17 protein-coding genes are annotated in these 18,979 nt (G+C 65.9%); 4 read left to right on the top strand and 13 right to left on the bottom strand.

Annotated features, from left to right (window positions below; translation table 11 throughout):
- Positions 1-98: 98 nt before the first annotated feature.
- From styB to U743_RS19025, 5 genes are all read right to left on the bottom strand, one after another.
- Positions 99-683, bottom strand: coding sequence for a styrene monooxygenase NADH-dependent flavin reductase subunit StyB (styB, locus tag U743_RS18670; protein ID WP_084191367.1), 585 nt, complete (start codon positions 681-683; stop codon positions 99-101).
- A 241-nt stretch (positions 684-924) separates the two neighbouring features.
- A complete protein-coding gene (locus tag U743_RS17940; protein ID WP_052367541.1) occupies positions 925-1,407 on the bottom strand; it encodes a hypothetical protein in 483 nt (160 codons plus the stop codon).
- Between the two features lie 66 nt (positions 1,408-1,473).
- Positions 1,474-2,835 (bottom strand): hypothetical protein, encoded by a 1,362-nt coding sequence (locus tag U743_RS19030; protein ID WP_156966339.1) that lies wholly within the window; start codon positions 2,833-2,835, stop codon positions 1,474-1,476.
- Positions 2,819-4,141 (bottom strand): NADH:flavin oxidoreductase/NADH oxidase family protein, encoded by a 1,323-nt coding sequence (locus U743_RS04885; protein ID WP_232226722.1) that lies wholly within the window; start codon positions 4,139-4,141, stop codon positions 2,819-2,821. Before U743_RS04885 ends, U743_RS19030 begins: the two co-directional genes overlap by 17 nt.
- 236 nt (positions 4,142-4,377) lie before the next feature.
- A complete protein-coding gene (locus U743_RS19025; RefSeq protein WP_156966338.1) occupies positions 4,378-4,524 on the bottom strand; it encodes a hypothetical protein in 147 nt (48 codons plus the stop codon).
- 189 nt (positions 4,525-4,713) lie between these two features.
- On the opposite strand from U743_RS19025, the gene U743_RS04880 reads away from it, so the two are divergent.
- Positions 4,714-6,117 carry a hypothetical protein gene (locus U743_RS04880; protein WP_198021934.1) on the top strand — a complete coding sequence of 468 codons (1,404 nt, stop codon included), beginning with the start codon at positions 4,714-4,716 and terminating at the stop codon, positions 6,115-6,117.
- Positions 6,118-6,120: 3 nt separating this feature from the next.
- On the opposite strand, the gene U743_RS04875 is transcribed toward U743_RS04880, so the two are convergent.
- Both U743_RS04875 and rlmKL read right to left on the bottom strand, forming a co-directional pair.
- Positions 6,121-6,873, bottom strand: coding sequence for a YdcF family protein (locus U743_RS04875; protein WP_043765985.1), 753 nt, complete (start codon positions 6,871-6,873; stop codon positions 6,121-6,123).
- Positions 6,870-9,038, bottom strand: a complete 2,169-nt coding sequence (rlmKL, locus tag U743_RS04870; protein ID WP_052367539.1) for a bifunctional 23S rRNA (guanine(2069)-N(7))-methyltransferase RlmK/23S rRNA (guanine(2445)-N(2))-methyltransferase RlmL — start codon at positions 9,036-9,038, stop codon at positions 6,870-6,872. The genes U743_RS04875 and rlmKL overlap by 4 nt, the downstream gene beginning before the upstream one ends.
- Positions 9,039-9,180: 142 nt before the next feature.
- On the opposite strand from rlmKL, the gene U743_RS04865 reads away from it, so the two are divergent.
- Positions 9,181-9,615 (top strand): globin family protein, encoded by a 435-nt coding sequence (locus U743_RS04865; RefSeq protein ID WP_043765981.1) that lies wholly within the window; start codon positions 9,181-9,183, stop codon positions 9,613-9,615.
- On the opposite strand, the gene U743_RS04860 is transcribed toward U743_RS04865, so the two are convergent.
- The 6 genes from U743_RS04860 to modA form a co-directional block, all read right to left on the bottom strand.
- Positions 9,601-11,604 carry an ATP-binding protein gene (locus U743_RS04860; protein WP_043765978.1) on the bottom strand — a complete coding sequence of 668 codons (2,004 nt, stop codon included), beginning with the start codon at positions 11,602-11,604 and terminating at the stop codon, positions 9,601-9,603. The genes U743_RS04865 and U743_RS04860 overlap by 15 nt on opposite strands.
- A gap of 136 nt (positions 11,605-11,740) precedes the next feature.
- A complete protein-coding gene (locus U743_RS04855) occupies positions 11,741-12,556 on the bottom strand; it encodes an enoyl-CoA hydratase/isomerase family protein (RefSeq protein WP_043771159.1) in 816 nt (271 codons plus the stop codon).
- A gap of 58 nt (positions 12,557-12,614) precedes the next feature.
- Positions 12,615-14,240 carry an acyl-CoA carboxylase subunit beta gene (locus U743_RS04850; RefSeq protein WP_043765975.1) on the bottom strand — a complete coding sequence of 542 codons (1,626 nt, stop codon included), beginning with the start codon at positions 14,238-14,240 and terminating at the stop codon, positions 12,615-12,617.
- A gap of 237 nt (positions 14,241-14,477) precedes the next feature.
- Positions 14,478-15,155: a molybdenum ABC transporter ATP-binding protein gene (modC, locus tag U743_RS04845; protein WP_052367538.1), complete on the bottom strand. Its 678-nt coding sequence runs from the start codon at positions 15,153-15,155 to the stop codon at positions 14,478-14,480.
- Positions 15,155-15,847 carry a molybdate ABC transporter permease subunit gene (gene modB / locus U743_RS04840; protein ID WP_198021933.1) on the bottom strand — a complete coding sequence of 231 codons (693 nt, stop codon included), beginning with the start codon at positions 15,845-15,847 and terminating at the stop codon, positions 15,155-15,157. Before modB ends, modC begins: the two co-directional genes overlap by 1 nt.
- Positions 15,848-15,849: 2 nt before the next feature.
- Entirely contained in the window at positions 15,850-16,629 is a 780-nt protein-coding gene (modA, locus tag U743_RS04835) for a molybdate ABC transporter substrate-binding protein (protein ID WP_198021932.1), read from the bottom strand.
- Between the two features lie 133 nt (positions 16,630-16,762).
- On the opposite strand from modA, the gene U743_RS04830 reads away from it, so the two are divergent.
- On the top strand, positions 16,763-17,614 hold the full coding sequence (locus U743_RS04830) for a uroporphyrinogen-III synthase (protein WP_052367537.1): 852 nt from the start codon (positions 16,763-16,765) through the stop codon (positions 17,612-17,614).
- A gap of 72 nt (positions 17,615-17,686) precedes the next feature.
- On the top strand, positions 17,687-18,871 hold the full coding sequence (locus U743_RS04825) for an alpha/beta hydrolase family esterase (RefSeq protein ID WP_156966336.1): 1,185 nt from the start codon (positions 17,687-17,689) through the stop codon (positions 18,869-18,871).
- Positions 18,872-18,979 lie beyond the last annotated feature (108 nt).

Raw genomic sequence — 18,979 nt, 5'->3', positions numbered from 1 at the left:
GTGGGCGGCCAATCCGACCCTTCGCTCCCGAATTCGTGTACTTGTCGACTCATGCCATCGGTCGCGAAACCTCCCCGAGGAATCACCACAGTGCCACCTTATGCTTCTGAGAGCCCCGGGCGGTGTGACGAGAGGCGAGGCGTAGCGCCTTGCGTGCCGGCCCGTTCATCCAGGCCGCCACCGAACGCGGTTGGCCGGTAGAAGCTCCCGCCGAAGAACACCAGCGGGCCACCCGCGATGCTTCCGCAGGCTTCCACCCGAGCGACGAAAAGCGTGTGGTCGTGCACTTCAACCTGACGGATCAGACGACATTCGAACCAGGCCAGCGCATCGCGCAAGGTGGGGACCAAACGCCGCGTTACGAAATTGGACTGCGCCTCGCCCGCCCGCGCCCCGCAAAAATCTTTCGCAAGAGGCTCATGCGATTCATTCAGGATGCTTACACCGAATCTCCCTCGTGACGCTACTAGGTGATGCGTCCTGCCCGGCTTGAGCGAGACGAGAATCGAGGCAGGATCGAGACTGATCGACGTGAAGCTGTTGCAAGTCATCCCGTGCACCCCTTCACCGTCCTCACAGCTCACGACGGTTACGCCGGTGGGGAACTGCGACATCGCACTTCGAAAGTTTGCCGCGGGTGCAGTAGCTGCAACTTGGGTTCCTGATTCCGCATCATTCGCCATGCATTTTCTCCTGTAGATGAATCGGAATAGGCGCTCTGCTCAAGAGAGCGACGCATGGCGAATTTCTACCGCCACCCAATGGCCCTGTAACCAGACTTAAGGCCGGAGCTTGTCTCGTTTGACCAGGGGCGGCCCGCCAGAATGTTGAGCGACGCGATTCGCACCCGCGGCCCGGGCCATGGAAGCTTTGTGCATGACGGCGGTGTCCGGCGGACATGTTCAGCTCGGAGCGACGCGGAATCTACCGCGAGGGTGATGCCAACTTGCCCCGCAACAGCACGATAAGCGCCACTGTCAAAGTCGTCGCCCCAACGATGGCAGGGATGAAGGCCAGGGCACCGGCGAAGCTGGGCTCGCCCAGCGGCGAGTCATGCAGAGAGAGGCCATGGTTCGAGGCGAACATGCCGAAGAGGTAGAACATGCCGTTGCCCCACACGGCAATGATGACGCCCCAGCTGACGAGCGCCGCACCGGTAGCCGTGACGGTGACAGAGCGCAGCGCGAAGGCCAGGGCGATCGCCATCATCCCGTTCATCAACATACCGATGTGAAAGATGCGCCAACCCCGCTCGGTTCCGGGAATATCGACATCGAGAAAGATCGGAAGGGGCGACAGCGAAACGCCCTGCAGCATGGTGAAGGTGAGCGCGAAACCGCCTGCCAGAGCGACGAGCATCGCCGCAACACCGTGCTTGATTATGCGGTGAGACTGCTCGTGGTTCATATCCCATCCCCCTGACTTGTTATGGCCATAACGATTCATCCATAGAAATTGCTGCGCAGCGAGGGCTTATTCCACACCAGCCCAGGTCTCGCCCCGGTCCTGGATTAACCGCAGGCCATAGCCCGGGAACCAGCGCAGCGCCATATCTCCTGCCCAGCTGTGCGGGCCGAAAGCCAGCGACGTCACCCGGTTGCCGAACCGCCATTTCCCGCCCGCATGATTGAGATAGGCCTGCGGCTCCACCCCTGCAATCAGGGCTTCCGCTGTTACATAGGCGGCCAAGGCCGCGCGCGGCATTCCGTCGCCGGCAATGATCGGGGTTCCGAGATTCGCGAGCCTGCCCAGGTCGATATAGCCCGGAGTATGTTCCCGATTCGCCTCCCAGTCGGAGCACGGCACTACCGCAGTTCCCATGGTCTCCTCGGGGTCGACCGGTTCCAGGCCGAGTGCGTGACCGACACCCACCAGATGATCCTTCAAGACTTCTGTTTCCGCGGCTTTATGGAGCTTCGGAGTGTTCCGCACGATGCGGTAGAAGACCGCGTACATTCGCGCACTCGGCGACAGCGGATCGAGTAGCGGATACCACACGGACGCATCAAGACTCCCGCCGCGCCGGCGACCGCAAAAGAAGCTGGTATTGGTTTGCAGGATCCCCTTGGCTTCGCGATGCGGTGCCGAGAATGGCACCTGCGCTGCGACGACGAAGCGCTTCGGCTTGACCGGAATTCCGCCCAGCCCCGGTAAAGGTGCGGGGTTGCAGTTTATGACGAAAGGCTTCTTGCCCGGCGCCAAGTCCAAACAATCGGACAAGGACTGCGGCCTGGCATTCTTCCATTCGATGCCCTGCTGCACCATGAACTCATAAATCGTTCCGGCCATATGCGAATTGCGGACCCCATACGCAAGGATACGGCCTTGATGCTCCCAGCGGCTCATCCATTCCCCCCGGGGCCCGATCTCGTACTCGCCGTTGCGGTGTCGCGTAAAACGCGCTGCCACCTGACGGTGACACGCGACTTCGGCTGCACGTCCGTCGTACAGCCTATCGAGCAATACAGATCGAGAAATACCCAGGCAGGCAGCAAAGTAATCCAGCGCCCGCGCCCGCAATGTCAGGCCACCGATGAGTCTCCGACTCTGTGCCGGAGGCTGCCCGAGCAAGACCACCTTGCCATTGAAGGACTTGCTGCGGGCCAAGCGCGCCGCACAACATAAACCGCTGATACCGCTGCCGATCACTACGGCCGAATCGTATTTGGGCCGCTCTTCGGCATAGGCCTGCGAGAGCATCCACTCCGGCAGATTGGCATCGCGGCCCGCCAGCGAGGTTACGGAATCTCCTTCCTGTGGAGACGCAAGCGCTGGTGCGGACACACGCGACTTCTTTCTGGGGGTACGGGAAGTCTTCTTAGCGGTGGCCGGCATGCTCGGGCACCTCCTGCTCGACTGGCGGATTGCGCCGCTTCAAAAGTAGCGACTGCAAGAGTTCGTCCATCTGGTAGCGCAGAAAACACACCATCGGCCGCAGCGACCATTTCGGATCCTTGCCGCGTCCCATCCGGAACAACTGCATGTAGTACCAGGCCTGCTGGCCGAAGACCTGTAAGGGCCAGAGCCTGGAGAGCGGATTGGACTGGCTCCCGCGCATGATCGTGAGCGTTTGCTCGAATCGAGGCGTCTCGGAAACCTCGCCCCGCAGCAGCTTGCCGGCGATGTCCGGATCACCACACATGGGACGACCGATACCGACGACATCGGCATCCCCGGACTCAAGTGCGGAAAGCATGACCTCGCGGCTCCGGAAACCACCGGTGACCATAACCGGCATCTTCGCCAATGCCCGCACTTGCTTCGCATACTCCAGGAAGTAGGCCTCGCGCTTCGCCGTGCTCTTGCTTCCATGAGCTGACTGCGCGTCGCCCTGGTAACCCAGAAGACGCGGTTGCTCATACGAACCGCCGGATATCTCCATGAGGTCCAGCCCCTCGGCATTGAGCATTTCCACTAGTCGCAGACAATCATCGAACTCGAAGCCTCCTCGCTGGAAGTCCGCCGAGTTCAGCTTGATTGCAACCGGGAAATCCGGGCCCACGCGCTTGCGCACAGCACGGATCGTTTCGATCACGACGCGGGCGCGATTCTCGAGAGAACCGCCCCATTCATCGTCGCGTCGATTCGTCACCGGCGACAGGAAGGAACTCAACAGGTAACCGTGCGCAGCGTGGATCTGTACACCGGTGAAGCCGCAATCCTTGGCCACACCGGCGGCTGTCGCCCAGCGCCCGATCAAGTCCTGGATCTCTCCCCCGGTGAGGGCTCGCGGCTTGCGGTAGGTGCCCAGAATCTTGAGCTGCACTTCCGACGGCGCCAAGGGCTCCCATGTGGCGTACCACGGCGCCTGGCGCCCCGCATGCGAGATCTGCATCCACAGATGATTGCCCCCAGAAGTGCCGGCCCGTGCCCACATCTCGAGCTCTCGCCGCCCTCCATTTGCATCAATGGCGACATTGCCGGGCCGCTCCAGCACACGCTTGTCGATCTGCACGTTGCCCGTAATCAACAGCCCCCCCCCTCCCCGCGACCAGCGCTCATACAGCTTGCAGAGCTTGGGCGTGGCTCGTAGATAGCGGTCGGACAGCCCTTCGGTCATTCCGGCCTTGGAAATCCGGTTCCCGAGACTGGCCCCGCATGGCAGCTGCAGGGGCTCGGACAATGCGTCGTTCATGCTCATCCCTAGTATCTCTCAGACAACCTGATGAAAATCAATCATCCCTCTAGCGATGGACGCAGTAACCGGACTTTATGCTGGATGAGAGCGCAATGACGCCACCACGGGGCCCCACGCTGCCCCTGCTTAATGGCGATCATCGGCAGCACCTACGGCCAGATCTGCACGCAAGCCGCCGACGCCATCGCGTCGGCTCGCGCATCGCTGCTCTGCAGAGAATCCGGCACCCCGAAACAGCGCTATCGCTCTTCGCCCATATGGGCGAAGAGCGATAGCGCTGCCGGTCTTGCAGCGTAGTCGCCCACGGCGACGATCATGCTGGACAGCGCACTCGAATCCAGCTCGGCTACCAGCGCCAGCGGCGAAGCCCCGACCGCGCCGCCCAAGGCCGCGTCCGCCTTTGCCGGAACTCGCCATGGTCTGCTCTCTTCCTGATCGGCGTGGTGCGCGCGTTAGCGCGCATTTTCTGGTTCGACGCGAATGCGATCGACCGCGGCGCGGCAGGCATCGCCCGCGACCACGGAGCCGTGCCATGATCCGGCCCACAAGCAAGCACAACAATACGGAGACGACAGATGGCGAATGCCGACAGCGGCGCCACCGAGCGCGCGGGCTGGCGTTGGGGCCCCTTCACCTTCCGCCTGCCCTTCTGGCACACACGCCTGTGCTGGCCGGAGTTCCTGCAGGGCACCGCGCTGGCTTCGGCCACCGGCCTGGCACTGGTACCGATGATGACGGCGCATTTCGGCCTCAGCTTCGAGGAGGCCGTGACCATGTCGCTGATCAGCGGTTTCCTGCTCGGCACCGCGCCCATCCTGTTCGGCGAGCCCTACGCGCCGGGATGGGTAACGCCAGCCCTGCCCTTGGTACTGTCTTTCGTCCTCGGCGGCTACGACACGCCGGTGGAGCGCTTCCAGGCCATGGCCGCGCTCGCGATGACGCTATCGACAATGCTCTTCGTACTGGGTGCGACCGGGCTCGGCAAACGCTTCATGGCCTGGCTGCCTGATGCGCTCAAGGCGGGCCTAATTCTCGGCGCCGCCATCGCCGCCTTCAAGCGCGTCTTCATCGACGACGCCCCCGACTATCTGCTGGCACAGCCCATCGCCACCATCGCCGCCTGCGCGGTCTGCCTGATCTTCATCTTCTCGATTCCCTTCCGACTACTGAAGACGCGCTTCCGCGCGCTCAGGGTGCTGGGCAGCCTGGGGCTGCTGCCCGGCTTTCTGGTCGCCGCCATCGTCGGCCCCCTGGTCGGCGAGGTGCAGTACGACATCCAGTGGGGAATCCTGATCCCGCCCTTCGCCGAGACCTGGGCCAAGGTCTCGCCGCTGGCCATCGGCTGGCCGAGCTGGGAGATGTTCCTCGCGGCCGTGCCGTTGGCGCTGGTGACCTACATCATCCTCTTCGGCGATCTGGTTGCGGGCAACGAGATCATCCGCGACGCCAACACCGATCGACCGGACGAGCACATCGACATCGACACCACGCGCACCCACTGGTCACTGGGCATCCGCAATGCCGTCATGGCCATCGCTGCTCCCTTCTTCCCGACCCAGGGCAGCGTCTGGACCGGCGTGCACGTCGCCATCGTCCAGCGCTGGCGACAGGGACCGCGCACGATGGACTCGCTGCACAGCGGCATCGCCTCCTACTACTTCATGGGCCTTCCCTTCGTCTTCTTTCTGCTGCCGCTGCTCACCGGTCTGAAGCCGCTGATGGGCATCGCGCTGTCGCTGACGCTGGTGCTGACGGGCTTCGCCTGCGCCTATGTCGCCATGGCGATCGTGCGCCACCCAACCGAGCGCGGCGTGGCGCTGCTGACCGGCGCCGCACTGGCCTTCTTCGAGCCCTGGCAGGGCCTGCTCGTCGGACTGATCGCCACCTTCACGCTGATCGGTGGCCGCAGCGCCGACGAAGCCGAAGAGCGCGTCGGCGCGATCGAGCGGCGCATGTGGGAGGAACGCGGACGCGAGTGACGCTCAGCGCCCCAGCCAGTCGCTGAACACACGCAGATGCAGCATGCCGAGGCGCTCCTTGAGCGCACGCGTGCTGCGATCCAGCGCACGGGTGTCGGGTAGCACGTCGCGGATATCGTCGTATAGCAACAGCTCGCGATCCGTGGGCGCGGCGATGGGCCGCAGCCCGGCCGCAGCAAAACGCGCCATGGACCGCGACATGTGCAGCGCCGAGGTGACAAGCAGGAAGGGGGCTTCCGGGTCGTCGAGCAAGGGTCGCACGTGGGCGGGATGCTGCCGCGTGTTGCGCGCCAAGGGCTCCAGCATGACGGCATCGGCATCAACGCCGAGATCGATCAGCCAGGCGCGCATGGCGTGGGCCTCGCTCCAGTCGCGCCCCCCAACACCGCCGGTGGCGATGATGCGTGGGGCCTTGCCGGCCTTCCAGAGCGCCGCCGCGAAACGCATACGATCGGCAGCGGCCGTGGCGTCCGTCTGGCCCTCTCGATCCCCGGCGGTCACGCCACCGCCCAGTAATACGATGGCCTGGCTCTGCCCATAGTCGGCAATGGGTTGACCTGCGTAAGCCGCTTCCAGCGGCTCGGCCAGACGCTCGGCCACCCAGGGCGTGCTCATGGCCAGCGTCACCAGACAGGCGACGATAGCCAGCGCGCGCAATAGCCAGTGTGCATAAAGAGTCGCGGCCAACGCCAACAACAGCGCCACGCTCAGCGGCTGAGTCAGTAACAGGACGATTTTCAGCGGATCGATACTCATGTGCTCAGCGTGCCAGTAATCGCCCAGCAGCGATGCGCCGGCGGCTTACGGCGAAAATCCTCGTCGAGTGTGCTGGCAGTAATCTCGCGCACGCTCAGCCCCTCGAGCGAGGCCTCGTCGAGCTTGAAGCGCCGCCGATTGCAGGAAAAATAGAGCACGCCGTCGGGCGCCAGTAGTGCGGCGGCAGCCTGGATGAGCGCGACGTGGTCGCGCTGAACATCGAAGCTTTCCTCGTCGCGCTTGGAGTTCGAGAATGTGGGCGGGTCGCAGAAGATGCGCTCGAAGCGCAAGCGCGGGTCGTCGACGGCGTTCTCCAGCCAGCGCAGGCAGTCGCCGCGCAGCAGCGCGTGCGCCCCCGGCAGCCGTCGGCTGCGCGCGTCGGAGCGCTCGGCGCGAAAACCGTTGCCGGCGAAGTTCGTCTCGGCCCAGGCCTGATAGGTGTTGGAGCTATCCACCGACACTGTCTGCGCTGCCCCGCCCTTGGCCGCGTGCACGCTGGCCGCGGCGGTGTAGCTGAAGAGATTGAGCATGCGCAATCCCTTGCATTCCTCCTGCAGGCGCAACCGCATGGGGCGGTGATCGAGAAAGAGCCCGGGATCCAGATAGCGCTCCGGATCCACCCATAACCGCACACCGTGTTCGCGTACCCAGAAGCCCGATTCGGCCTCGCTCTGCCGCGCGTACTGCTGACCAACCTTCTGTGCGCGGCGTTGCTTGAAGTAGAGATGATCGGGCGCCACGCCGGTGGTCTCGACGATGGCTGCCAGCGCACCGCGCAGGCGCGCCTCGGCGCGCGCCGGCTCGACAGTCTTGGGCGCGGCGAACTCCTGAACGTGCAGATGCTGCGCGCCGTCCTCGGCCTCGAAGCGATCGATCTGCAGCGGGTGCTCGGGCAGATCGGCGTCGTAGAGGCGATAACAGCTGACGCCGCGGCGGCGTGCCCAGCGCCCGAGATGGCGCTGATTCTTGGCCAGACGATTGGCCAGATCCGGTGCCGCCACCGGCGCGCTTTCCTGGGTCACGTGCAGATCGAACTGCAGCAGCTGGCAGGCCAGTGCGCCGTTATGGAAGCTGCGCTTCGCGGAGGCACGCAAACCCAGGCGCTGACTTTCGGAGTCCTCGCCCACCAGCAGCGCAGCGTGCCAGCCGCCGAAACGGGCCTTAAGCTGCGTGCCGAGCAGACTGTAGAGGCGGATCAGCTCGTTGCTTGATGCGATGCGCTCGCCGTAGGGCAGATTCGCCACCAGCAGGCCGGCTTCCGCAGGCGCCTGTCGCGACAGCGCGTCGGCCTGCTCGAAGCGGGTGATGTCGGCCACAGCCGCGCGCTTGGCGTTAGCGCGGGCGGCGCGCAGGACGCCGGCATCGGTGTCGCTGCCCAGCAGCGGCGACCCCTGCCAGTCGACGCAAGCCTCGCGCGCCTGCTGCAGCGCGCGCTGCCAGGCCTTCTCGTCATGGCCCGTCCATACGCCGGGTAGCCGGCTATTGCGCAACAGGCCGGGTGCGGTATTCGTGGCCATCAGCGCGGCCTCGATGACCAGCGTGCCGCTGCCACAGAAGGGGTCGAGGAAAGCCTCGCCGGCCGCCGCCCGCGCCGGCCAGCCGGCGCGCAGCAGGATGGCCGCGGCGAGATTCTCGCGCAGCGGCGCCTCGCCGGTATCGATGCGATAACCGCGGCGATGCAGCGGTCCGTCGCCGATATCGACGCTGAGCCGGGCCTTGGCACCCTGCAGCTGCAGCAGCAGGCGGATATCGGGGGCGCGCGTGTCGACATCCGGCCGATGGCCGCGCGCCTCGCGCAGCTGATCGACCACGGCGTCCTTGACGCGCAGCGCCGCGAACTGGGTGTGCGACACGGAGCGGCTGTGGCCGGTCACCTCGACCATGAAGCTGCCCGCATAGCCGAAGACCGCGGGCCAATCGATGGCACACGCCGCCGTGTAGCAGGCGTCGGCGTCCGGCAGATCGAAGACGCTCAACGGATGCAGCATGCGCGAGGCGACCCGGCTGCCGATCAGGCAACGATAGGCCGTATCGATATCACCGCCGAAGGCGACTGCATCGCCCTGCTCGCGCGCGTCCTGCGCGCCCAGCCCGCGCAGCTCGTCCGCGAGAATCGGGCCGAGGCCGCGCGCGGCCGTCATCAGATAGGGCGTGTCGGTACTCATGGGCGGGCATGGTATGCGTTCGGCGCCGCGATCGGGCCACCGCGTTGCCGCTTGTCGGCTCTTCACGCGCGATCGAAAGGCGAAAGCCCGCTAGCCACCACGCGCCAGCGAAGCTTGCGCCCCCTCCAAGCAAGGCAGAGTCATGACCCCGGAACAGGTAGAGCGTGTGCAATCCAGCTTCAGCAAGGTCGAGCCCATCGCCGAGCAGGCAGCAGTTATGTTCTACGACCGTCTTTTCGAGCAGAACCCCGAGCTGCGTGCGCTATTCGGCGACAACATGCGCCGTCAGGGCCTCATGCTGATGCAGGCGCTGTCGCTGGCGGTGAAGAACCTCCACCAACCGGACGCGATCATGGAGCCCTTGCAGGCCATGGGTCGCCGCCACCTCGTCTACGGCGTCAAGCGCGAGCACTACCCGATGGTGGGCGCGGCGCTACTCTGGACACTGGAGCAGGGTCTGGGCGACGACTTCGACGCCGACACCCGCGAGGCCTGGGCGCAGGCTTACGACCTGCTCGCCACGGTGATGTGTGAGGCCGCCGAGCGCACGCCGCAGACCGCTTCAGCCGTCGGCTGAGGCTTCCGGCGTCAGCGCCACCAGCAGCTGGCGCGCGCCGACCTGCTGGCCGGCCTCGACTTCCACGGTATCGACGGTGCCGGCCACCGGCGTGCTGAGCTGGAACTCCATCTTCATGGCTTCCAGCACGACCAGCGTCTGGCCGGCCTTCACGTTCTCGCCCGGCTTGGTGTGCACAGCGACGATCTTGCCGTCGCTATGCGACAGGATGCGGCCGTCCGAGCCGGGGGCCGCACCCTCCACCGGCGCCAGCGTACGGTCCTCATAGCCGTAGGTGTGACCACCGGCCGAAACCCACACGCCCTCGACGCTGCGCGCGTAGTCGGCGGTACCGGAGCCCTCCTCGGCGTCGAAGCGGAAGCGCCCGCCTTCGGGCTGCTCGACGCGCAGTTCCAGCTCTTCGCCCTCAATGCTGGCGCGGAAGACGCTGCCGTGGGCCACAAAGAGCTTGAAACGATAGTCGGTCTCGCCCCAGCGCAGATGGAAGGCCGTGGGTGCCTCGTGCGAGCTGTGCCAGCCGCGGTACTCGGCGCCGAAGCCATGCTCGGCGGCCAGTTTGACGGCGTCGTCCATGTAGAGAGCCACCGCGGCCAGTAGCACGTGACGCGGGCTGGGCTGCGTGCCGGCAATGGCCTCAGCCGCGAAGTGCTGACCAATGAAGGCCGTGGTGGCGGAGCCGTCGGCGAAGGCCTCGTGGCCGACGATGGCGTGCAGAAAATCGCGGTTGCTGCGCACGCCGGCCAGAAAGCAGTCCTCCAGCGCGCGCAGCAGGCGGATGCGCGCCGTCTCGCGATCCTCGCCCCAGGCGATGATCTTGGCCTGCATGGAGTCGTAGTAGGGGCTGATCGTCGCCCCGGACTCCAGATAGGTATCGACGCGGATGCCGGGCCCTTCGGGCGCACGCCAGTCGATGACCGGACCGGACTGCGGCACGTAACCGGCCGCCGGATCCTCGGCACAGAGGCGCACCTCGATGGCGTGCCCGCGGCGGCGCGCGTCGACCTCGGTCTGCGTCATGGGCAGCGCTTCACCCTGCGCCACGCGCAGCTGCCACTCGACCAGATCGAGGTCATAGACCAGCTCGGTCACCGGATGCTCAACCTGCAGGCGGGTATTCATCTCCAGGAAGTAGAAAGCGCCGTCCGCGGCGAGCAGGAACTCGACGGTGCCGGCACCCACGTAAGCGACGGCCTTGGCAGCGGCGACAGCCGCATCGCCCATCTTCTGGCGCAGCGCCGGATCGACGGCCGGCGACGGCGCCTCCTCGACAACCTTCTGGTTGCGGCGCTGGATGGAGCAGTCGCGCTCGCCGATGTGCACGGCGTTGCCGTGCCGGTCGCCGAAAACCTGGATCTCGACGTGGCGCGCGTCGACGACAGCCTTCTCCAGCAGAATCTGACCGGAGCCGAAGGCACCCTCGGCTTCGGAGCGCGCTGAATCGATGGCGGCGGCCAGTTCACCGACCTCGGTGACCAGACGCATACCGCGCCCACCGCCACCGGCGGCGGCCTTGACCATGACCGGCACGCCGATGGCTTCGGCTTCCTGCACCAACCGCTCGGTGGACTGGTCGTCGCCCTGATAGCCCGGGACGCAGGGCACTTCCGCGGCGAGCATGCGCTCCTTGGAGGCCGACTTGTTGCCCATGGCCTCGATGGCCTCGGCCGGCGGGCCGATCCAGACCAGGCCGGCATCCATGACTGCGCGCGCGAAGTCAGCGTTCTCGGAAAGAAAGCCGTAGCCGGGATGGATGGCCTGTGCGCCGGTGCGCTGAGCCGCGGCGATCACTGCATCGCCGCGCAGATAGGAATCCTTGGCAGGCGCGGCGCCGATATGCACAGCCTCGTCGGCTTCGCGCACGTGCAGCGAATGCCGGTCGACATCGCTGAAGACCGCGACGGTGCGATAGCCCGCACGCCGGGCGCCCCGAATCACGCGCACGGCGATCTCGCCGCGGTTGGCTACGAGTACCTTGTCGAAGCGTTTCACGCCAGTCTCCATGTCATGTCCCGGCTGGTGTCACCGGTAAGCCGCATCGCATCCCCTCTTCCCCAGCCCATCTCCCCGTCGGGGAGAAGGGGGAAGGCCCCTCTCCCTCTGGGAGAGGGGTTGGGGAGAGGGCATTTCAATTTCTGCTCGCCCACTTCGCCGTCCGCTTCTTCAGGAAGGCGGAGATCCCCTCGCCCGCCTCCGGGCCACGCACGGCCTGGGCGAACTTCTCGGCGGCCATGTCGAGCACGGCATCCATGTTCATATGGCCCACGGACAGCACGATGTCCTTCGTCATGGCGTTGGCACCGGGCGCGCACTGGCGGATGTCCTCGATGAGGCGGTCGATCTTGTCGTCGAGCTGCTTGTCGTCGGCGAAGCTTTCGTGCACCAGGCCCAGCGCCTCGGCGGCGCGGCCGTCGAAGCGCGCGCCGGTCAGGCACAGGCGCCGCGCCTGGGTCAGGCCGATGCGCTGCACGACGAAGGGAGCGATCTGCGCCGGCGGCAGGCCGCGCGTCGTTTCGGGCAAGCCGAAGCGCGCGTCGGTATGCGCCAGCGCGATATCCGAGACGCAGACCAGGCCGAAGCCGCCGCCGAGGACCGAGCCCTCGGCCACGGCGATCACTACCTGCGGGGCCTGCTCGACCTTGCGCAGCAGCGTGCCGAAGGCGCGCGAGAAGTCCTTGATCGGATCGGGTTCGCCCGGCTTCGGCGCCTTGGTGCCGCCGGCCATGACTTCCTTGAGGTCGGCACCGGCGCAGAAGTGGCCTTCGGCGCCGCGCAGCACGATGGTGCGCACCGTCTCCTTCATGGAGACGGCATCGAGCACCTGCCCGATCTCGCTGACCATCTGCGCGTTCATCGCGTTGCGCGCCTCGGGACGGTTCAGCGTGATGCGCAGAACGCCGTCGTCGAAGGCAAGGGCCAGGGTCTCGCATTCCGGCAGGGTCAGCTCGCTCACATTCACTCCGCAGTATTCAGGGGAGGCGGACCTTAGCCGATCCGGCGCGCTAGAGCCTTGCAACGCCGAAGCTGTTGCCGTGCAGCTGGCGCAGCTTGGCTTCGCGGCAGACCGAGAGGCAGAGGCCGAGCACGCGCCGCGTGTCGCGCGGGTCGATGATGCCGTCGTCGAACATACGGGCACTGGCCGCGAAGGCGTCGGATTCGCGATCGAACTGGTCGACGATCTGCTGGCGCACCGCAGCCAGCCGCTTCTCCTCGGCCTCGTCGATGGCCTTGCCCTGCTTCTCGTACTTCTCGCGCGTGATGATCTCCATGACGCCGGCGGCCTGCTCACCGCCCATCACGGAAGTGCGCGAATTCGGCCAGGCGAAGATGAAGTCCGGGCCGAAGCCGCGGCCGCACATGCCGTAGTTTCCGGCGCCGAAGCTGCCGCCCATGACGATGGTGATCTGCGGCACATGCGCATTGGCCACGGCCTGGATCATCTTGGAGCCGTGCTTGACGATGCCGCCCTGCTCGGAGTCCGAGCCCACCATGTAGCCAGTGGTGTTCATCAGGTAGACGATGGGGATATTCGACTGGCAGCACTGCTGGATGAACTGCCCGGCCTTGGTCGCGCCCTTGGTCGTGATCGGGCCGTTGTTGGCGATGATGCCGACCTGATGCCCTTCGATGACGGCCCGGCCACAGATGGTCTGGGTGTCGTACTCGGTCTTGAAGTCGAGGAAATCCGAGTCGTCGGCGATTCTGGCGATAACCTCGCGTGGGTCGTAAGGGCGGCGGTAATCCGCCGGCACGACGCCGCAGATCTCCTCGACGTCGTAGCGCGGCGCGCGCACCTCGCGCAGCTGCAGCGGCGGGCGATCGGCGTTCCAGCCGATATTCGCCATCACCTCGCGCGCTAGACGGATGCCGTCGGCGTCGTTCTCGGCAATGAATTCGGAAGTGCCGGCGACCTGGCAGTGCATCTCGGCGCCGCCCAGATCCTCGTCGTCGGCGATCTCGCCGGTGGCGGCCTTGAGTAGCGGCGGCCCGGCCAGGAAGACCTTGGCCTGCTTGCGCACCATGATCACGTAATCAGACAGCCCCGGCATATAGGCGCCGCCGGCCGTGCTGGAGCCGTGCACCACCGTCACCTGCGGGATCCCAGCCGCCGACAGTCGGCACTGGTTGGCGAAGGTCTTGCCGCCGGGGATGAAAACCTCGGCCTGATAAAGAAGGTTGGCGCCGCCCGACTCGATCATGGAGACCACCGGCAAGCGCTGGTCGAGCGCGATCTCCTGCAGGCGCAGCGTCTTCTGCACGCCCCAGGGCGTCATCGTGCCGCCCTTGATCGCCGAGTTGCTCGCCACGATCAGGCAGCGCGTGCCGGAGACGTAGCCAATGCCGGCGATCTGGTTGCCGCCGGCCAGCGAGCCATCCTTGTCGTCGTGCTGGCCATAGCCGCAGAGCGTCGACAGCTCCAGCCAGGGGCTGCCGCGATCCAGCATGAGATGCACGCGCTCGCGTGGCAGGATCTGGCCGCGCTTCTCGAAGCGCTCCTGCTTGGCCGCCTCTTCGGCGCGGCCCTTGGCTTCGATCTCGCGCCAGGCCTTGATGCGCTCCAGCATGCCCTCGCGATTGTGGGCAAAGCCGTCGCCGTGGACATCGACCTTCGAGTCGATAACAGCCATTTCCGTCGTCCCCTTGTTCCCGCGCCAGGCCCGGCGCACGGGCCGAATCATATCGCAGGGGTTGCGGAAACGGCTCTTACCCGAACGGGTGGGTTTGCCTTCTCGGAAGACACGGCAGGCCGCATCGCTTCGGGCCCGGAATGACCCGCGGTTGGCGGCTGCACGCGCTCGCAGCGCGCATGAATCCAGCCTGTCAGCCCACGATCTGCCGCGGTAGCGGCACCGCCTCGAAGTGTCCTACGTCAGGGAATCAAGGACCACCGAGGGAGGGCCGGACTGCTGAATCTGCCGCCCGTCTTGCAGGCGAATGACCGTATCGGCAAGACGACGCACTTCGTCATCGCGATGACTCACGAAGACCATCGGGACATGCAAGGTGTCGCGCATCGACTCGATGAACGGCAGGAGCTCGGCCCTGCGCTCGTCATCGAGAGAGGTCAGCGGCTCGTCCAGCAGAAGCAATGAGGGTGCTGCAAGCAAGGCGCGCCCGATGGCCACGCGGCGCGCTTCGCCACCGGACAATCCGGCGGGCCGGCGAGACAGGAGATGGCCGATACCGAGAAGCGCGACCATCTCGTCGAAGGTCGCCAGCGCGCCGCGCTGTTCTCCACTCCGCATGCCGTAGCGCAGATTGCCTCGCACACTGAGATGCGGAAACAGGCGCGGCTCCTGAAAGACGTAGCCGATATGCCGAGCGTGACTGGGCACGAAGATGCCTCGGGCCGTGTCCGCTAGCGTGCGGCCGTTGGCGACGATGCTTCCGGAACGCAATCGCCGCAGCCCGGCGATCAGGTCCAGCGTGGTTGTCTTGCCAGCACCGGAAGCACCGAAGAGCGCCGTCACGCCGCGCTCGACGCTGAACCGGGCGCGCAAATGAAAGTCGCCCTGCTGGAAATCGATATCGAGCTGCAGCATCAACCCGGATCCAGTCGTCGCCGCATGGCACGCGCCAGCCACTCCGAGGCGAGAAGCGCAGCAAAAGCCAGGGCGACCGACAGCACGACCAGGCGTGTCGCAGCCTCCTCGCCGCCCGGAATCTGCAGATAGCTGTAGATCGCCAACGGCAGCGTCTGGGTCTCGCCCGGAATATTCGAAACAAAGGTGATCGTGGCGCCGAACTCACCGAGCGCTCGCGCAAATGCCAAGAGCGCACCGGCGATGATGCCGGGCATTGCCAACGGCAGGGTCACCGTAGCGAACACGCGCAGCGGAGACGCACCGAGCACGGCTGCGGCACCTTCCAGACGTCGGTCGACCGCTTCGAGGGACAAGCGAATAGCGCGCACCATGAGCGGGAATCCGACTATGGCGCCGGCCAGCACCGCGCCCGTCCAGCGAAAGGCAAGCGTGACGCCAAAGTACTCGTAGAGCCAGGCTCCCACTACCCCCTGGCGACCAAAGACGATCAGCAGCAGATAGCCCGTCACCACCGGCGGCAGAATCAGTGGTAGGTGCACCAGCGCGTCCAGCAGTCCCTTGCCGGCGAACTCACGACGCGCCAGCAGCCAGGCCACCGCCACCCCCGCCGGCAAGCTCACCACGACCGCCCATAGCGACACGCGCAAGCTCAAAAGCAGCGCCGCGATCTCGCCGGCTTCCAGGCTCACGCTCAGTGCTCCAGCGCCGTAAAGCCCCAGCGCTCGAACAGTGACTTCCGCTCGGGAGCCGCCAGAAACGCCAGAAATCGTTGTGCTTGCGGGTGATCGCTTCGGGCGAGCGCCGCCGCCGGATAGACAATCGGAGGATGGCTGGATTCCGGGAAAGTTGCCATGACGCGCACACTCTCACCGGCAGCAAGCGCATCGCTGCGATAAACGATGCCGAGCGCTGCCTCGCCCCGGGAAACGAGCGCGAGTGCTGCTCGCACGTTATCCGCCTGCGCGATGCGGTTGTGCAAGGAAGTCCATAGCTTCAGCGACTGCAGCGCGGCCTTGCCGTAGAGACCGGCTGGAACACCCTCCGTATTAGCCATGGCCAAATAACCATCCCCCAGTACCCTCAATAGCGCCGAAGGATCATCCAGCGCGAACTCGCCTTTCGCGCCGCGAGGAGCGATCAGCACCAGGCGATTGCTCAAGAGATCGCGCCTTGTCCCGAAGTGCAGCAGATCGCGCCCCGCAAGATGATCCATCCATCCCGCACTTGCCGAGAAGAAAACATCGGCGGGCGCTCCCAGCATGATCTGGCGCGCCAGTGTCGAGCTACCGGCGTAGGACACATCGGTCTCGACGCCCGTCCGCTCTTCGAAGTCCGCGGCAGCCTGGTCGAGCACACTGCGCAGGCTCGCAGCGGCAAAGACCGTCAATGCCGGCTCTTTCGCCGCGGTCTCGGGAGCCGCTACGAGCGCCAGCACGCCCAGTAGGCATGCCACGGTGGCAAAACTGTGCAAGCGTGCGACTCTCATGACCCCGTAAGCGGCGATGGCGCATCACCAAGATGACGTACAGTCGTTGATCGTACTGCGAGTCGCCTTCCTGACACGCCCGGGTAAGGGCGGAAAGACGAGCGAGAGCTGAGCCGATATGCAAGAAGCGGACCTTTCCGGCCACACCGTGGCCGTGCCTGAAACGCGCGAGCTGGATGTCTTCTGCGCCATGCTGGAGCGCCGCGGCGCGCGCGTCTGGCGTTGCCCGCTGGTGGCCATCAAGGACGCCCCCGACCCGGACCCGGTCATCGCCTGGATCCGCGCCTTCTGTAACGACAGCTTCGACGATCTGATCCTGCTCACCGGCGAGGGCCTGCGTCGCCTGCTTGGCTGCATCGACCACAACGCGCCGGAGATGCGCAGCCCCTTCATCGAGGCACTGGGACGAGTGCGCACCATCACGCGCGGCCCCAAGCCCGGCCGCGTGCTGCGCGACCTCGATCTGAAGCCTGGCCTGATCGCCGACAGCCCGACCACCGAAGGGGTCATTGCGACGCTGGCGCGCGAGGATCTGCGGGGCCGGCGCGTGGGCGTGCAGCTCTACGGCGCCGAACCCAACCAGCGGCTGATGGACTTCCTGCGCGAGGCCGGCGCGGACGCCTATGCCGTCGCCCCCTACGTCTACGCCGACGCTAGCGATGATGCGCAGGTGCGCGAGTTGATAGCGGCCATGGCCGACAGCCGCGTCGACACCATCGCCTTCACCAGCATGGCGCAGGTGGAGCGCCTGTTCCGGGTCGCCGAGGCGACCGAGGAAGCCGACATGCTGCGGGCGGCGCTGGAGCGCGCCATCGTCGCCGCCGTGGGCCCGGTCGTCGCGGACACGCTGCGCGCACGCGGCGTTCGCGTCGACGTCATGCCGGGCGAGGCCTTCTTCCTCAAGCCCATGACCAGCGCACTGGCGGCGCTGCTCGCCGAACAACGCGGCGGCGCCGGGGGCTCGGCCTGAGTCGGAAGCGCTTGCGCCCCACAGCCACTCCAGTACAGTAGCCTCGATATTTATAAAACAGGGAGTTACACGGTGATTCCAAGAAAGAACGGAGGTGCACTTCTGGCGCTGGCGCTCGTCGTTATGCCGACCACCGCGCTGGCCGGACTCGGGCTGCTGAGCGGCAACAAGCAGAGCGAGCCCGAAACAGCGCCAGCAAGCGATGAGCAACCGCTGCTGGATGGCCTCAGGCGCACCGGCGAGCGCCTCGGAGACGGCTTAACACGAACGAATGACGAGCTCTCTGAAGGGCTTGACCGCACTTTCTCCCAGCTCGGCGACGGTCTGCGCGAGACACTGGCCGGGAGCGGCGAAGGCCTCTCCGAAAGCCTGAATCGCTTGTCCGAAGGCAGCGCCGAGCTGGGGCAGCGTCTGCGCGGCCGCTTCGTCGAAACCGTCGAGGGCAGCGAAGCCATCGAGATCGCCGTTTCCCATCAGGGACTGGGCCGGCGCGTCGTGATCGTGCGCCCCGAGACACCGGCGCTCGAGCCGGCACCGGCCATACTGCTGCTGCACTACGCCTACGGAACGCCCGAGCGGATGGCGAATCTGGCGCGTGTCAGTCGACTTGCCGCCGAACGGGGGGCCTGGATCATCCTGCCCGAGGCCGTGAATCGCCAGTGGCGCGAGAACCCCAACGGTCTGAACCTGGTGGACGACATCGGTTTCCTGGAGAAGGTCGTGGCGGTGGTCACACGGGACTATCCCATCGACGCCGCACGCATCCACCTCGCCGGCATGTCGAAGGGAGGCTTCATGGCCACCCACATGGCCTGCCAGAGCGAGTTCCCTTTCGCCGGACTCGCGCTGATCGCCGCAGGCATGCGGCGCCAGCAGGACCTGCAGTGCCCACTCGAGCGACCACTGCCGGTAATCGCCACTCACGGCACGCGCGATTTCATCGTGCCCTATGACGGCCGCCTGGGACTGCTCTCCGCCAACGTGAACTTCGATCGCTGGGCAACGCACAACAACTGCGATCCGGCGAGCGAAGTCATCGCGGCACTGCCTCCCGCGGTCGACGACGGCACCTCGGTGACAGAGCGGACCAACCACGACTGCGCAGCCAACAGCGCCGTGCAACTGCTCACTATCGAGGGCGGCGGTCACACCTGGCCCGGAAGCATCCCGGTCTTCGGCATCTCGCTCGGGCCAACCAGTGGCAATCTCGATGCAACCTTCGCGATCTGGGATTTCCTGGAAGGTTCCGCTCCATAGCGAGCCACGCGAAGCAGGCTTGCACGGAGGGTTGCCAGCCATCGGCGGCCTGCTGTTCGACCGCGCAACCATCGCGCAGCGCCTCGATCCCGAGGCGCGCATTGTCGC

The organism is Algiphilus aromaticivorans DG1253 (assembly GCF_000733765.1).
Lineage (GTDB): Bacteria > Pseudomonadota > Gammaproteobacteria > Nevskiales > Nevskiaceae > Algiphilus > Algiphilus aromaticivorans.
Note: the sequence above shows the minus strand (reverse complement) of the source record. Positions and strands in the feature narration are given on the sequence as shown.